Here is a 16,144-nt window from a genome sequence, read left to right on the forward strand (position 1 = left end):
TGAGAATGCTTTTTGCATATCGATAATTGTATATGGATTATAACACTCTTAGAGGAGTACACTCCTAACAGTGTGGGGTGTACGGTTTACATTCTTTCATAATGAAAGTAATGTAGAACTAAGGAGGTGCCTATGAATCACATTGAATTAGGCAGATACGGTGAAGACCTAGCTACCAACTATTTGAAAAGCCAAGGCTATGATGTATTGGAACGAAATATACGCTATCGATTTGGTGAAGTAGATATTATCGCTAAAAAAGAAAATATGCTCATTGTAGTAGAGGTGAAAACAAGACGGACCCAAACCTATGGAATGCCCTGCGAGGCGGTGCATTGGAAAAAGAAACAACACATACGTCATGTCATATCTATGTTTTTGGCAACCCGTGATATAGAGTATGAATCTATACGATTTGATGTCATAGAAGTATATGTGCCTCAAGTGGGAGATTCTAAATTACGGCATATGAAAGCATGTCATTTATAAGATAGGAGGAGTATCATGTATGCAAAAACCTATGGAGTATGTGTGAGTGGTATTGATGGATATGTGGTGACCGTAGAAGTAGATATTAGCCCAGGTCTACCAAGCTTTGACATTGTTGGATTACCAGCGACCTCTGTGAAAGAGGCAAAAGAGAGAGTGCGATCGGCTATCAAGAATGGGGGCTTTGAGTTTCCTATGAAGAGAATTGTGGTCAATCTAGCACCTGCCCATATTCGTAAAGATGGGTCTTCTTTAGATTTAGCCATTGCCATGGGAATTTTAGCCGCTCAAGAATCGGGAAAACACAAGAAAAAGGAGGTTATACATTGGAATCACCATATATTTATAGGAGAATTATCGCTAGATGGTTCTTTACAACCAGTGATGGGGATGTTATCTATGGTGATGGGAGTGACAAATCAGGAGTTAGGGAATGACAATAATTATCTTTCTATGGTAGAAGATATTATTGTGCCTATAGGAAATCATGAAGAGGCTATTAGTGGGTCCTCTATACCTGTATATGGACTATCTACATTAGCTGAAGTTGTGGAAGTATTAGAAGATCCTGAAAAGAAAGACAATCTATGTGCGCAGATAGCTATAGTGCCATCAAAATATAGTGCGGAAATACTAGATTTACAAGATGTAAAAGGGCAAATAATGGCAAAACGGGCCTTAGAAATATCTGCTGCTGGTGGTCATCATTTACTGATGACAGGACCTCCGGGTTCGGGAAAAACCATGTTAGCTAAACGGCTGCCATTTTTATTGCCTCCTCTTTCACGGGAGGAGCAACTAGAGGTAAGCCGCATTTATAGTGTAATGGGTTTATTAAAAAGTGGCCGATTAATGGAACAACGACCATTTCGCAGTCCTCATCATACGAGTACATTAGTGGCTATGGCGGGAGGAGGACAACCGCCAAAACCAGGAGAAATTACCTTGGCACATAAAGGCGTTTTATTTTTGGATGAAGCACCAGAATTTCGTAGGCCTGTCATAGAGGTTCTGAGACAGCCCTTAGAAGAACGACAAGTACATATTGCACGGATTGGAATGGCAACGACCTATCCTAGTGATTGCATTGTTGTCATGGCTATGAACCCATGTCCATGTGGATGGTTTGGAACGGAAGAAGATCATCGATGTACTTGTACAGCTACGCAAATTCAAAGATACCAACGAGTGTTATCAGGACCTATTTTGGATAGAATGGATCTAGTAGTACCCGTAGAAAGACCTACTTTAACAGAGATATATGCCTCTAAGGATGAAGTTAGTACAGAGCAAGTACGTAGCCGTGTTATCCGTGCTAGATCTATGCAAACTGAAAGATATAAAGGAACGAATATTGGGGTGAACTCACATTTAAGTCATAGTGATATAGAAATGTATGTGAAACTTTCTGAGCAAGCTAAAGAATTGCTAGATTCAGCTTTTACTACATTACATTTGAGTTTACGTAGCTATGACCGCATTATTAAAGTGGCAAGAACAATCGCTGATTTAGCAGAATCTGAGGAGATTTTAACAGACCATGTGGCAGAAGCTTTGAGTTATCGGCAAGTACAGGAGGGATTGTAAATGAAAGACGAAATTTATGCGAGTGCTCTCCAACATGTAGTGGGATTAGGGAATGCAAGCTTAGGTAATTTGTTTACCTATTATGAAAGTGCCAAAGAAGCTTGGCATCATGTGTTACATCACAATGTGGAACCATCATTGGGTTGTAAATATGAATTATTTGATGAAATTCGCCGTCCTATCAATGAAAGCTTTCTATTACAATTAGAAGAAGATTTAGAGCGTTATCATATAGAAGTGATTACTTGGGAATCTCCATGCTATCCAAAATCTTTATTAGAAATTTATAATAGTCCCCGAGTGTTGTATGGACGTGGAAATATAGAAGTGTTGCAACATATGGATCGTTCTTTGGCGATGGTAGGCGCTAGAAAGTGCTCTACCTATGGTGTACAAGTAGCTAGACACTTTGGACGGGCTTTATCTAATTTAGGCATTATTGTTGTTAGTGGAGGCGCCATGGGGATCGATCGTGCTAGCCATGAAGGGGCCTTGCAAGGACAAACTCCAACGATTGCTGTTATGGGCTGCGGTTTAAATGTAACCTATCCAAGAACAAACCGGAATTTATTTTTAGAAATTTTAGAAAAAGATGGATTGCTATTATCAGAATATGGACCGCATATGCAAGCAAAGAGCCATCACTTTCCTTCACGAAATCGAATTATCAGCGGTATGACGAGAGGCACTATTGTAGTGGAAGCAAAAGCTAGTAGCGGATCTTTGATTACTGCTGATATGGCTATTAATGAAGGGAGAGATGTATTTACCATACCTGGTAATGTATTGACGCATACTTGTGATGGAAATCATTGGCTTATTCAACAAGGAGCTACAGTATTAACAGATCCTGAACAAGTATTGCGTGAATATGGTTGGCAAAAAGTCGCAAAGTATAGTAACATGGATAGTAATAAAGTAAACATAGTGAATGAAGAAGAACAAAGTGTATTGAAGGCTATGAATCCTGGTGGAAATACAACGATTGAAGAACTTGTACATAGCACACAATTGCCTTTATCAAATCTTCATACATTGCTGTTACAACTAGAGCTAAAACAAATGATTACACATACCCCTCAGGGGTACGTGCTACATACTTAGAGGAGGAAGATTTTTGGCCATTACTAGATCCTTCGTTACAGGGGAGAAGAAAAAAGACAAAGATACAAAAGAAGTTGTCAAAACAAGCGCCAAAGTACCAGAGTCTAGACCTTTGGTCATGCGTCCGGAACCGATTGAAATAGAGCATAAACGGACTTTCAAAAAAGATGGAAAAACTTTAATCATAGTGGAATCACCAGCAAAGTCAAAGACCATTGAAAAATTTTTAGGTGATGATTATGTGGTAAAAGCTAGCATGGGCCATTTAAGGGATTTACCTAAAATGCAAATGGGTGTATCTATAACTAATGGTTTTTTACCTAGATATTTGAATGTACCAGGTAGAAAGGCTGTTATTGAAGATTTGCGCAAAGAAGCAGATAAGGCGAAGGCTGTGTATCTGGCAACTGACCCTGACCGTGAAGGAGAAGCCATCTCTTGGCATTTAGCACATATTTTAAATATAGATGGTACTACACCATGTCGAGTGACTTTTAATGAGATTACCAAGCATGCTATTCAAGAGGCGATGGCAACACCTAGACCGATTGATATGCATATGGTGGATGCTCAACAGGCTCGCCGCGTATTGGACCGTATTGTAGGCTATAAATTGAGTCCTTTATTGTGGAAAAAGATTTGCAAAGGACTTAGTGCCGGACGTGTTCAATCTGTAGCGGTACGTATTATCTGCGATCGGGAACGAGAAATTCAAGCATTTATTCCAGAAGAATACTGGACTATCGAAGGTGTGTATCAAACAGCTAAGAATGAACAATTTGATGTGGTAGTGACACACAAAGGTGATGAAAAGCTAACGATTTCTAATGAGATAGAAAGTAATGAAGTGTTACGTGTTATTCGTGACCGTGAAAGTGTAGTTAGTTCTGTACAATCAAAACAACGTAGTCGCAAAGCACCAGCTCCATTTACGACGTCGACGATGCAACAAGAAGGTGTACGCAAGCTGAATATGAATGCAAAACGCATTATGTCTGCAGCACAACATTTATATGAAGGTAAAGAAATTGGGGGCTATGGTCATGTAGGTTTGATTACCTATATGCGTACAGATTCCACTCGGGTATCAAAGGAAATGCAAGAAGCGGCTAAAGCCTATATTCTCAAGACCTTTGGGAAGGAGTTTTATCCGAGTAAACCAAATGTATTTGGAGCGAAGGCGAATGCTCAAGATGCGCATGAAGCGATTCGTCCTACCATGTTGGAATTACCACCTAAAGCGGTAGCGTCCTATCTATCTAGTGATGAGTTAAAATTATATACCTTGATTTGGAATCGATTTTTAGCGAGTCAAATGGCTCCACAGAAAAGTGAAACTATCACTATGCAATTTCATGTAGATGAGTATACATTGAAGGCTTCTGGGAATCGTGTATTATTTAAAGGCTTTACAGAAGTCTATGAAGACGCTAAAAAAGAAGATGACCATATATTGCCAGCCCTAGAGGAAGGGCAAGCTATTATACCTATCTCTATGGATGGTATACAGCATTTTACGCAACCTCCAAGCCGTTATTCTGAGGCAGGTCTTATCAAAGTATTAGAAGAACAGGGAATTGGTCGACCAAGTACGTATGCAGCTACCATTGATACGATCTTAAAACGGAATTATGTGGAGCGTAAGGATAAACAATTTATTCCTACTGATTTAGGATTTGCCGTGGTGGAATTTTTAAAAACTCATTTTGAAAAGTTCATTAATACAAAATTTACTGCCTCTATGGAGGAAGATTTAGACCATATTGCACAAGGGACTAACTTCTACGAAGCTGTTATCCATTCATTTTATGATAGTTTTGAGAAGGAATTATACACAGCTGAATCGGCTGAGAAGATAGAACTGGAGGCAGAAAAGAGTGGTATCCTTTGTGAAAAATGTGGACATGATATGGTCTATAAACTAGGACCTTATGGTAAATATTTAGCATGTTCTAACTTTCCAGATTGTCGAAATATTAAGTCCATTACAGTTAGCACGGGAGTGACATGTCCTAAATGTAAATCTCATGAGATTTTAGAACGTAAATCCAAGAGAGGTCGTGTTTTTTATGGTTGTGAAGGGTATCCATCTTGTGATTTTACAATGTGGGATAAACCTATTGATAAAACTTGTCCCGTTTGTGGTAGCTTAATGGCTGAAAAAGTATATAAAAATGGAAATAAAAAAGAGTTTTGTTCCAATCCTGACTGTGAAACAAGGCCAAAACGTAAACCTAGAACAAAGAAAGAAGATAAAGAATGAAAGATTTTGTAACTATTATTGGAGCTGGTCTTGCTGGCTCTGAGGCAGCCTATCAACTGGTTAAGCGTGGTATCCCTGTGCACTTATATGAAATGCGTCCCAAAGTGTCTTCACCGGCTCATCATACAGATCAATTTGCAGAGTTAGTATGCTCTAACTCTTTGCGTGCGAATACGATAGAAAATGCAGTGGGGCTTTTGAAAGAAGAAATGCGTCGTTTAGACTCTTTAATCATGGAATCTGCCGATGCTACTCAAGTTCCGGCAGGTGGTGCCTTGGCTGTAGATCGTCATGCTTTTAGCAAAAGGGTCACAGAACGTATTAAAGAACACCCTTTAATCACAGTGATTCATGAAGAAGTGACAGAGATTCCAGATGAAGGTATTGTTATTTTTGCAAGTGGTCCACTCACATCAGAAGCGTTAGGGATTAAGATTAAAGAGTTAACTGGTTCTAAAGATTTTTATTTCTATGATGCGGCAGCACCGATTGTAACAGCAGAGTCTTTGAATTACGATAAAGTATTTGCAGCCTCACGGTATGATAAAGGGGATGCAGATTATTTAAACTGTCCTATGACGAAAGAAGAATATGATGCATTCTATGAAGCTTTAACTACAGCTGATGTAGTACAACCAAAAGATTTTGAAAAAGAAATCTATTTTGAAGGATGTATGCCTGTAGAAATTATGGCATCTCGAGGGGTAGATACATTGCGCTATGGGCCTTTGAAACCGGTTGGTCTTGTAGATCCACGGAACAATATTGAGTGGCATGCAGTAGTGCAGTTGCGCAAGGAAAATAAAGAAGCTACTATGTACAATTTGGTGGGCTTTCAAACACATTTAAAATGGGGCGAACAAAAGCGAGTATTCCAAATGATTCCAGGTTTAGAGAATGCAGAATTTATTCGCTATGGCGTGATGCATCGTAACACGTATATTAACTCTCCAGAACTGTTAAACCAAGCATTCCAACTAAAGTCTAATCCACGATTATTCTTTGCTGGTCAAATGACAGGTGTGGAAGGTTATTTAGAATCAGCAGCTGCGGGTATGATGGCAGCCATCCAAGTGGCACGTATGTTACAGGATAAAGAATTTGTTACATTCCCGAAAACAACGGCTCTTGGTGGGTTAAGTCATTATATCAGTGCCTATGAAGGTTCTAACTTCCAACCAATGAATATAAATTTCGGTATCATGGAACCTTGGGGAGCTAAAGTACGTAAGAAAAAAGAAAAAAATGCATTAATTGCGCAACGTGCTTTAGATGAATTAGATGCATTAATTGTAGAAGAAGAGTTACTATCTTAATTCATGAATTGGTACCCAATAGGTATAGTACTATAGATGTACAAAGGAAATAGAACCTTGTAATAATTGAAGTCTTATAAATATGAAAAAGAGGAAAGAAGTCGTCATGACATTCTTTCCTCTTTGTATTTATAATAGATATGTTATTATATTGATGTTGCGTCTATCACGACGTGTTGGAAGATAATAGAATCTATTATTTTACTTTTTTGCTTTTTTCAGTAGGGAATACATGTGTATCTGTTGTTCCTTTATAATGAAGGTATAGCCAGATACCAAAAGATACAGCCATTACAATTAAGCTAGTAACCTGTGCAGATTTAAATCCTAATGTTAGATTGACATAATCTCCACGTAAAAATTCTAAGAAAAATCGTAAGCCAGAATACAAGAAGGCATATAAGCAGAATATTTGTCCTTTTTTATGAGGGAATACATTAGCCAATAGTAAGATAACAAATAAAATAACATCTACTTGACCTTCCCAAATTTCAGCAGGCCATAATGGTTGATTACCATAGGTACGGTATGCCAATGTAGTTTCTGGGTAGAGAATACCAAAGTTTCCCCCGGTAGGGTGACCAAAGGCATCACCATTCATTACATTCGCCATACGTCCTACAGATTGACCTACCATAAGGGCTGGTGCAAATAAATCAGCAAATGCCCAAGGATCTACTTGTTGTTTCTTTAAATAATAAATCCCTGCAATAGCACCTAATAATACGCCACCTTGGATAGCCATACCACCTTGCCACACATAAGGGATTTCCAATACATGATTGTGGTAGTATCCCCAGTCGAAGAAGAATACATCCCATAGTCGAGCACCAATGATGCCAGCGATAGCGACAGTAATGGTGAAATCCACCATATGATTTTCCCAACCACGGCCATCTTTTTTCATAATAAAGTAGCCCACAATAGCAGCACTAATAATACCTAAAGCAAGTAGTAATCCGTAGGCTCTGACAGGAAAGCCTCCGATGAAAAATAAATATTGATACATAGTACCTCCTGATATTTTACTAAATATATTTTTAATATTCCTACCTTTGTAGTGTACCATAAATTTTAGAGAAATAGTATAGTGTTCCCAATATATAGACTGAATGTGGTATAATATAAAGATTAAAGGAGCGCTTATGAAACACTTACAATTTATGAAACATATGGTGCTAGGAATATCAACCTTGAGTTTATTTGCTTCCTATCAAGTGGCAGAGGCAACAATCCATATTCCTTTTCCAGCACTTTCCAATACAACAACAGCAGTAGCACCTACACAATACGTAGGTCCTATGTTACATGTCCCAGAGAAACAAGAAGTTACATTGCCTATTACCATGGTATTTGATCCCATAGTATCAGAAACGGCCTATGATACAAAGTATGTACAGAATGGCACGTCAATCATGTCTCCAAGTTGGTTTGAATTGACAACGTCCGGTCTAAAAGTTAGTCCTAAGCTATCTCATGACTACGTGAATAGTTATAAAGAAAAAGGATATCGTGTATGGCCTTTAATCACAAACCAATTCGATCCAGACATGACTAGTAAAATCCTTGCGAATGAATCGATGTGGGAACGATATAAACAAGGGCTTATTAATTATGCTACAGAGTATGGTTATGATGGATATAATTTTGATTTTGAAAATGTCCACTATAAAGATAAAGCACAGCTAACTAAGTTTGTAGATTTTTTAGCGAAAGGATTACGAACGTATAATATCCATAGCTCTATTGATGTAACGGGATATTCCAATAGTGAAAACTGGTCCTTAGTGTATGACCGTAAGGCCTATGCTGATGCAGTGGATTATGTGGTGCTTATGGCATACGATGAAACGTGGGCATCCAGTGTTACAGCGGGACCAGTCGCCTCTTATCCATGGGTGAGAAAGCATACAGAGCAAATGCTTTCAGAAGTGCCAGCATCAAAACTCGTACTGGGTATTCCATTTTATATGCGTGAATGGTCTGTACCAGTGAAAGGTTCTTGGGAAGGAAAAGCAAAAAGTAAAACCCTTGCTATGACCAAGGCTCTAGATTTAGAACGTGAATACAGAGATGCGTTGCGTTGGGATGATCGTTTAAAAGGTAATTATTTAACATTAACGAATAAAAATGGCGTCTATGGTATCTATGATGAAAAGAAACCATATGAGGGAACACTGACTAAAATTTGGTTTGAAGATCCGCAGTCTTTAAGCTATAAAGTGGGCCTTGTAAAAGAATTCCAACTTGCAGGAGTAGCGGCTTGGCGTAAAGGTTTTGAAGCTTCCGATGTATGGCCAGTGTTGAGTTTTGCTCTAGATAGTGCTACTACAAATAGCACTGAAAAAGGGAAAGCGGATTCAGATAAAAAAGATCATAAAAAAGAAGTAAAAAAACAAGAGAAAAAGAAAGATAAGAAGAAAAAATCTAAACATACAGATACTTCAGAAGTGACAAAGATTTCTAAAGACGGTAAAGAAATTGTGTTAAAGTTTAAGAAACCTCATAAACACTCTGATGAAACAGGTGTTGTAAAGGTTACAAAAGAAAAAAAGTCTTTGCCTAAAGACTAAGATTTGGAGTATACTTAGGAGTATTAATACATACAATTGAGGAGGCATAGCATGTACGAAAAATACGTGGCACAAGACATTGAAAAAAAATGGCAAACATATTGGGAAGAGTCTGGGGTATTTAAAACAGAGTATGACCCAAGTAAAGAAAAATATTATGTGTTAGAAATGTTCCCATACCCATCTGGTAACTTACATATGGGACATGTGCGTAACTATTCGATTGGTGATGTAGTGGCACGTTTCAAAAAAATGCGTGGATTTAATGTATTACATCCAATGGGGTGGGATGCATTTGGTATGCCTGCGGAAAATGCAGCTATTAAAAATGGTGTATCTCCTAAAGATTGGACATTAGATAATATTGCCAACATGACACGTCAGCAAAAAGAGTTGGGTTTATCCTATGATTGGGGCCGTGAAGTTGCGACTTGTAAAGAAGATTACTATCGTTGGACACAATGGATATTCCAACAATTTTATAAAAAAGGCTTGGCCTATAAAAAAGAAGCAAAAGTAAACTGGTGTGAACATGACCATACAGTATTAGCTAACGAACAAGTTATTGATGGCAAATGCTGGCGCTGTGATAATGATGTAGTGAAAAAAGACTTAAAACAATGGTTCTTTAAAATTACAGACTATGCAGATCGTTTGCTAGACGATTTAGATACATTGGACCAATGGCCTGACCGTGTAAAAGCGATGCAACGTAACTGGATCGGTCGCAGTGAAGGTACACAATTTGCTTTTTATGTTCCTAAAATTGATAAATCCTTTGAAGTCTATACTACTCGTGTAGATACTTTATTTGGCGTATCTTATGTAGTATTAGCTCCAGAACATCCATATGTAAAAGAATTGATTCAGGATGCTTCTAATAAAGTAGAGCTAGAGGCGTTCATTGAAACATTGCGTAACCAAAGTGATATTGAGCGTACTTCTACAGAGGCAGAAAAAGTAGGTATGTTCACAGGTTCTTATGCGACACATCCTATAACAGGTAAAGAAGTGCCTATTTGGATTGCTAACTATGTACTAGCAGACTATGGTACAGGCGCTGTTATGGGTGTTCCAGCTCATGATGAAAGAGACTATGCGTTTGCAAAAAAATATAATTTACCTGTGAATTGGGTCATCCAAAATACAGCACAAGATTTGGATTTTGCTTCCTTAGATACAGCATTCACTGAAGATGGTATATTGGTGAACTCCGGCGACTTTAATGGCAAAACTTCTGAAGAAGCGCGTCAAGCATTAGGTGATTACTTCACTGAACAAGGTACAGGTCGTAAAACTGTAAACTTCCGTCTTCGTGACTGGTTGATTTCTCGTCAACGCTATTGGGGTTGCCCTATTCCAGTTGTATACTGTGAAAAATGTGGAGAGCAATTAGTTCCAGAAGATCAATTGCCGGTAAAACTTCCAGAAGATGTATCCTTTGACGGCGGTGCTATCTCTCCATTAGCCACATCTGAAAACTTCCTAAACACAACATGCCCTTGCTGCGGTGGTCCTGCTCGACGTGAAATTGATACCATGGATACATTTATCGATTCTTCTTGGTATTTCTTGCGCTATACAGATGCTCGTAATGACAAAGAAGTGTTTAATAAAGAAATTGCGAAATACTGGATGAATGTAGACCAATACATTGGCGGTATTGAACATGCGATCTTGCACTTATTATATGCACGTTTCTTTGTGAAAGTACTACATGATATCGGTTTAGTAGAAGTGGATGAGCCTTTCAAAGCCTTATTAACACAAGGCATGGTATTAAAAGAAGGTTCTAAAATGTCTAAATCTAAAGGCAATGTAGTATCTCCAGAAGAAATCATTGCCAAATACGGTGCAGATACAGCTCGTTTATTCATCTTATTCGCAGCACCAGTAGATCGTGATTTGGACTGGAGCGACCAAGGGGTAGAAGGTTCCTATCGTTTCTTAGGTCGTGTATGGCGCATTATCGATACATACCAACAATTAGGTACATCAGGACATCATGATAGCTTGTCCAAAGATGAAACAGCATTACGCCGTGAATTACATCGTGCTATCAAAAAAGTAACAGAAGACTTAGATGGTAAATTCAATTTTAACACTGCCATCAGTACTGTTATGGAGTTGGTAAATGCTATGTACCAATTTAAAGATAGCCATGAATCTGTGCAAAGTGATTTAGCAAAAGAACTAGTTGAAAAGTTAACGTTATTGCTAGCACCATTTGTACCGCATATTACTGAAGAAATCTGGCATGAATGTGGATTTGAAGGCTCCGTGCATGCTGCATCTTGGCCTACTTATGAAGAATCTGCTCTAGTGGTAGATGAGGTAGAAGTGGCAGTTCAAGTGAATGGTAAAGTGCGTGATAAATTGACAGTATCTGTTTCATTATCTAAAGAAGAATTAGAAGCAGCTGCGAAAGCATTACCACGTGTACAAGAGTTTACAGAGGGTAAAACTGTTGTGAAAGTGATTGTAGTGCCTAAAAAATTAATTAATATTGTAGTCAAATAAAACGAGGTTCCTATGGAAAAACGTAAGGACTATATTAGCTGGGATGAATATTTTATGGGTGTTGCTATGTTAGCAGGGCAACGCTCCAAAGATCCCAATACACAAGTAGGGGCTTGTATTGTGAGCGATGATAATAAAATTTTATCTATCGGTTATAATGGTATGCCCTTAGGTTGTGATGATGATGATTTCTCTTGGAATCGTAATCGAGAAGAAGATAATAAATATTTTTATATCGTTCATAGTGAACTGAATGCGATTTTAAATTATCGTGGTGGTTCACTAGAAGGAAGTAAAATATATGTCACTTTATTTCCTTGTAATGAATGTGCAAAAGCCATCATTCAAAGTGGTATTAAAGAAGTTATCTATTGGCGCGATGATTACAAAGATACACGAGAAGTGCAAGCATCAAAACGATTGTTTCAAACTGCCGGAGTAACTATTACGGCTTATGAACCAAGTGGTAGACAATTATCTTTACAACTATAATTGTAAAGGCTACATCTGTATATAATAAGGCTGAACTTGAGGATATATTCCTAAGTTCAGCCTTTTATGTTGGAATAGTATAATATCGAACAAAAGAACGGCTAGTTTCCATTAAGGGCTAGCCGTTTGTATGTTCGATATTTATTTGTTGTTACCCATTACTTTTTTGATGGCTTTTACACTTTTAGAAGTAATATTTTTGCCAGTTTTTGTCAACCGTGTACGAGTTCGTGTAACTCTACCCATAGCAGTTAGAGAAGACTGTTTACGAGGCTTCATGTCTCTTTCATTACCGAAGTCACCACGACGGATGCTAGTAGCCTTTACTTTTTCAGAACCCACAGATCGTTGTAATTCTTTCATAATTACTTTTGGTTCTACAGATTTTTCAAATGTATATACATCTGCTGCTACATAGCCTAATTGTGGATATGCATGAAGAATTACATGGCAGTGATGGGATACGGCTACCAAGAAGATTTCATCTTCTAAAATTTGGCAATCGATTTCCTCAACACATTGATTTGTAATTGCTAAGGCATTTACAATAGCATCTTGTAAGACAGCAGGAGATTCTATTTTTTCATCAATACATGAATATAAATCAATTAAAACGTGTTCACCTAAAACGTGCATGTTTTCACCTACTTTCATTCATAGTCTATTATATAAAATATTTTTGATTTTGTAAATTTGTTATACTTTTTTGTAATAGTTATGATTATAAAAGTTAATTATAGAATTTACGAAACTCTACTCCTATGGTAAGCTATAGGTAAGACATAGAGAGCTATGCCCCTTTGAACGAGTCGTTCAAATTTGTAAATCATACTACATATAGTAATGCTAGGAGGTCCTATTATGAAAGCACCGTTACGTTACGATTTTGCTTCTTTTTCTACGGAAGCACAGGCCGTATGCCCTGATCGAGTATTTACAGATTTTTTACACCGCTATGCTTATGGTGTAGATGCTTCTTGTTATTCGTATGTACCACAAGTAGTGGTGAAAGTTAATAATGAATCAGAAGTGATTCGTATTTTAGCTTTAGCAAATCAATATGGTACACCAGTGACTTTTAGAGCAGCAGGTACATCTTTATCTGGACAATGCTCTAGTGAACATGTATTAGTGGTGGCGAATGATGGCTTTAAACGAATGGAAGTATTAGACGGAGGCAAAGCATTACGTTGCGATTGTGGCGTTATTGGGGCCGATGCGAATGAAAAGTTAGCTCCTTATGGACGCAAAATTGGCCCAGATCCAGCTACTATTGCAAGTGCTTTAGTAGGGGGGATTTTCAATAATAACTCTTCAGGTATGTGCTGCGGTACTGTAGAAAACTCTTATCAAACGGTGAAATCTGTACGGGTCGTATTAGTGGATGGTACAATTTTAGATACTAGCGATCCAGCTAGTGTACAAGCTTTCATGACCTCTCGTGCTGACCTTGTGAAAGGCTTATTAGACCTTCGTCAATGGATTTTTGATGATCCTGAATTAGTAGAATTAATCCAACGTAAATTTAAAATTAAAAATACTACAGGTTATTCGATTAATACGTTAGTAGATTTTGAAGATATTGTAGATATTTTAAATCATATTTTTATTGGTTCTGAAGGTACATTAGGGTTCGTATCAGAAGTGGTATATAATACAGTAGAAGATAAGAAATTCAAGGCTTGTGGTCTTGTGTTCTATAAAGAGCTATCCGATGCGTCTCGCGCAGTTGTAACCTTAGCGAATATGGGACGTCAATATGTAGTATCTGCGGAAATGATGGACTACCTCAGTCTTAAGAGTGTACAAAAATTAGAACAAGTACCGGACTTCGTACGTGGAGTGCCAGAGGGTACTAGCTGTATTCTATTCCAATCTGAAAGTAATAATGAGCAAGAATTAGAAGAACAAGTGGAATATATTAAAGAACAATTAAAAGATATTCCAACTATTATTCCTAGCTTATACTCTACGAATCCGGAAGAATATAATTCTTGGTGGTATATTCGTAAAGGGTTGTTGCCAATTGCAGCAGGACAACGTAAATCTGGTTCTACGGTAATTACAGAAGATGTATGTTTTAAAATTGAAGATTTTGTTAAAGGCATCGGTATCATTACAGAGTTATTCCGTAAATATGATTTTATGGATAATGGTATTATCTTTGGACATGCTTTAAGTGGCAATGTTCATTTTATCATTACTCCAGACTTGAATGATCCAAGAGAACGTGATAATTTTAGTGGACTTGTGAAAGAAATGGCAGAACAAGTAGCAGCTGTAGAAGGTAGTATTAAAGCAGAGCATGGTACAGGTCGTATGGTAGCGCCATTCGTTGAGTTAGAGTGGGGTGTGAAAGCTTACCAAGTTAATTGCCGTATCAAAGAATTATTTGATCCTAATTACTTAATCAATCCAGATGTTATCATTACAGATGATCCAGATGTATATAAAAAGAACTTGAAAGCGATGGCGGCTATTGATCCATTGTTCAATATGTGTATTGAATGTGGTTTCTGTGAAAAGAACTGTCCATCTAAAAACTTAACATTAACACCACGTCAACGTATTTCCTTGGTACGTGAAGAAACACGTCTTCGTCAAGAAGGTAAACATGCAGAAGCAGATGCATTATCTGAAGGTTATCAATACTATGGTGTTGATACATGCGCAGCATGTTCTATGTGTTCCATGTTATGTCCATTAGGCATTGATACAGCGCAAATTGCATTATCTGTTCGTAAAGTAACAGCAAAAGGTCATGGTATTGCAGAAGCGATTTATGACAATTTCCCAGCTACCTTGGCAGCAGCTCGCATGGGGGTTACCTTAGGTGGTGCAGCAGGTAAAGTGATTACCAATAAGTTAATCTCTAAAATCACAAAAGGGGCTCACGAACTAACAGGTGTGACACCATATGCACCAACTACATTGCCAAAAGCTAACCGCCATACCTTGAAAAATCAACGTAACACAGTAGGCAATGATAATGTTGTGTATTTCAGTACTTGTGCAAATCGTGCTTTCAAACCAAATCAAGGTCAAAAAGATACTCGTAGCTTGCAACAAGTGATGGAAAACTTATGTAAAAAAGCAGGTTATAATGTCATTTATCCACGTCATATTGAAAACTTATGTTGTGGTTTGAGCTTTGAAAACTATGAAGACATTGATAAACGTGCATTACGCGATTTAGAAAATGCTTTATTAGAAGCAAGCTGTGGTGGTGTATATCCAGTTGTGATTGACCATTCTGCATGTTTCTCCCATGCTTTCAAACATATTAAATCTGTAACAATCCTTGATGTATCTGAGTTCTTATACACACATATTGTTCCTAAATTAGATATTGTGAAGTGTAAAGAGCGTGTTATTGTTCACAAACAATGTAAAATCAAAAAAGCTGGCAAAGAAAAATACATTGAACTGCTTGCACGTGCATGTACTGATGAAGTATTCAATATTAAATCCTTTACATGTTGTGGTTTCGCAGGGCAAAAAGGTTTCTTTACACCAGAATTGAACCATTCCGCTACACGGGATTTAGGAGATGAAGTGAAAGAGTACGGGGCTACATTAGGAGTAAGCTCTAGCTCCACATGTGAAATCGGCTTAGGCGAACGTGCAGGTATTCCATTCATCGGTATTGCTTACCTATTAGATGCATGTTCTAAATAACTGTGTAATATATTCATACAACATGAAAAGAAAAGCAGCCCCTTTAGGGCTGTTTTTCTTATTACATTGCTATAGTAAGCAATTTATGATACAATAAAGTCATCTTATAAAGATAAGAACTA

Annotated in this window: 11 protein-coding genes; 9 read left to right on the forward strand and 2 right to left on the reverse strand. The window is 37.7% G+C overall.

All coding sequences use genetic code 11. The features are described from left to right. Positions 1-132: 132 nt before the first annotated feature. The 5 genes from EO119_RS00350 to trmFO are packed head-to-tail and all read left to right on the forward strand — an operon-like array spanning position 133 to position 6,759. Positions 133-489, forward strand: a complete 357-nt coding sequence (locus EO119_RS00350) for a YraN family protein (protein ID WP_126940261.1) — start codon at positions 133-135, stop codon at positions 487-489. A 15-nt stretch (positions 490-504) separates the two neighbouring features. Beyond that, positions 505-2,076: a YifB family Mg chelatase-like AAA ATPase gene (locus EO119_RS00355; protein WP_126940262.1), complete on the forward strand. Its 1,572-nt coding sequence runs from the start codon at positions 505-507 to the stop codon at positions 2,074-2,076. Continuing rightward, on the forward strand, positions 2,077-3,180 hold the full coding sequence (gene dprA, locus EO119_RS00360; protein ID WP_126940263.1) for a DNA-processing protein DprA: 1,104 nt from the start codon (positions 2,077-2,079) through the stop codon (positions 3,178-3,180). It begins immediately after the preceding gene. Positions 3,181-3,193: 13 nt separating this feature from the next. Continuing rightward, positions 3,194-5,443: a type I DNA topoisomerase gene (topA, locus tag EO119_RS00365; RefSeq protein WP_371666251.1), complete on the forward strand. Its 2,250-nt coding sequence runs from the start codon at positions 3,194-3,196 to the stop codon at positions 5,441-5,443. Beyond that, entirely contained in the window at positions 5,440-6,759 is a 1,320-nt protein-coding gene (gene trmFO, locus EO119_RS00370; protein WP_126940264.1) for a methylenetetrahydrofolate--tRNA-(uracil(54)-C(5))-methyltransferase (FADH(2)-oxidizing) TrmFO, read from the forward strand. The genes topA and trmFO overlap by 4 nt, the downstream gene beginning before the upstream one ends. A 196-nt stretch (positions 6,760-6,955) precedes the next feature. Here trmFO and lgt read toward each other — a convergent pair whose 3' ends face one another. Further along, positions 6,956-7,768, reverse strand: a complete 813-nt coding sequence (gene lgt, locus EO119_RS00375) for a prolipoprotein diacylglyceryl transferase (protein ID WP_126940265.1) — start codon at positions 7,766-7,768, stop codon at positions 6,956-6,958. A gap of 136 nt (positions 7,769-7,904) precedes the next feature. Between lgt and EO119_RS00380 the strand changes: the two genes are divergently transcribed. From EO119_RS00380 to EO119_RS00390, 3 genes are read left to right on the forward strand one after another with little or no spacing between them, the layout of a single operon-like run. Further along, positions 7,905-9,332, forward strand: a complete 1,428-nt coding sequence (locus tag EO119_RS00380) for a glycosyl hydrolase family 18 protein (RefSeq protein WP_240632787.1) — start codon at positions 7,905-7,907, stop codon at positions 9,330-9,332. A 51-nt stretch (positions 9,333-9,383) separates the two neighbouring features. Next, the gene (gene leuS / locus EO119_RS00385; RefSeq protein WP_126940267.1) at positions 9,384-11,852 is read left to right on the forward strand and encodes a leucine--tRNA ligase; all 2,469 of its coding nucleotides are present in this window, start codon (positions 9,384-9,386) and stop codon (positions 11,850-11,852) included. Positions 11,853-11,864: 12 nt separating this feature from the next. Beyond that, a complete protein-coding gene (locus tag EO119_RS00390) occupies positions 11,865-12,344 on the forward strand; it encodes a dCMP deaminase family protein (RefSeq protein ID WP_009354146.1) in 480 nt (159 codons plus the stop codon). Positions 12,345-12,485: 141 nt separating this feature from the next. Here the strand turns inward: EO119_RS00390 and EO119_RS00395 are convergent, their stop codons facing one another. After that, positions 12,486-12,980 carry an S-adenosylmethionine decarboxylase family protein gene (locus EO119_RS00395; RefSeq protein ID WP_062402869.1) on the reverse strand — a complete coding sequence of 165 codons (495 nt, stop codon included), beginning with the start codon at positions 12,978-12,980 and terminating at the stop codon, positions 12,486-12,488. A 225-nt stretch (positions 12,981-13,205) separates the two neighbouring features. On the opposite strand from EO119_RS00395, the gene EO119_RS00400 reads away from it, so the two are divergent. After that, positions 13,206-16,022, forward strand: a complete 2,817-nt coding sequence (locus EO119_RS00400; protein ID WP_126940269.1) for an FAD-binding and (Fe-S)-binding domain-containing protein — start codon at positions 13,206-13,208, stop codon at positions 16,020-16,022. Positions 16,023-16,144 lie beyond the last annotated feature (122 nt).

It is taken from the genome of Veillonella sp. CNR 79/14, assembly GCF_003992185.1.
Taxonomy (GTDB): domain Bacteria; phylum Bacillota; class Negativicutes; order Veillonellales; family Veillonellaceae; genus F0422.

What these genes read in the sequence shown, in the direction of transcription:
- EO119_RS00350 (WP_126940261.1), top strand. Translation starts at nt 133, where the DNA reads ATGAATCACATTGAATTAGGCAGATACGGTGAAGACCTAGCTACCAAC.
- EO119_RS00355 (WP_126940262.1), top strand. Translation starts at nt 505, where the DNA reads ATGTATGCAAAAACCTATGGAGTATGTGTGAGTGGTATTGATGGATAT.
- dprA (WP_126940263.1), top strand. Translation starts at nt 2,077, where the DNA reads ATGAAAGACGAAATTTATGCGAGTGCTCTCCAACATGTAGTGGGATTA.
- trmFO (WP_126940264.1), top strand. Translation starts at nt 5,440, where the DNA reads ATGAAAGATTTTGTAACTATTATTGGAGCTGGTCTTGCTGGCTCTGAG.
- lgt (WP_126940265.1), bottom strand. Translation starts at nt 7,768, where the DNA reads ATGTATCAATATTTATTTTTCATCGGAGGCTTTCCTGTCAGAGCCTAC.
- EO119_RS00380 (WP_240632787.1), top strand. Translation starts at nt 7,905, where the DNA reads ATGAAACACTTACAATTTATGAAACATATGGTGCTAGGAATATCAACC.
- leuS (WP_126940267.1), top strand. Translation starts at nt 9,384, where the DNA reads ATGTACGAAAAATACGTGGCACAAGACATTGAAAAAAAATGGCAAACA.
- EO119_RS00390 (WP_009354146.1), top strand. Translation starts at nt 11,865, where the DNA reads ATGGAAAAACGTAAGGACTATATTAGCTGGGATGAATATTTTATGGGT.
- EO119_RS00395 (WP_062402869.1), bottom strand. Translation starts at nt 12,980, where the DNA reads ATGCACGTTTTAGGTGAACACGTTTTAATTGATTTATATTCATGTATT.
- EO119_RS00400 (WP_126940269.1), top strand. Translation starts at nt 13,206, where the DNA reads ATGAAAGCACCGTTACGTTACGATTTTGCTTCTTTTTCTACGGAAGCA.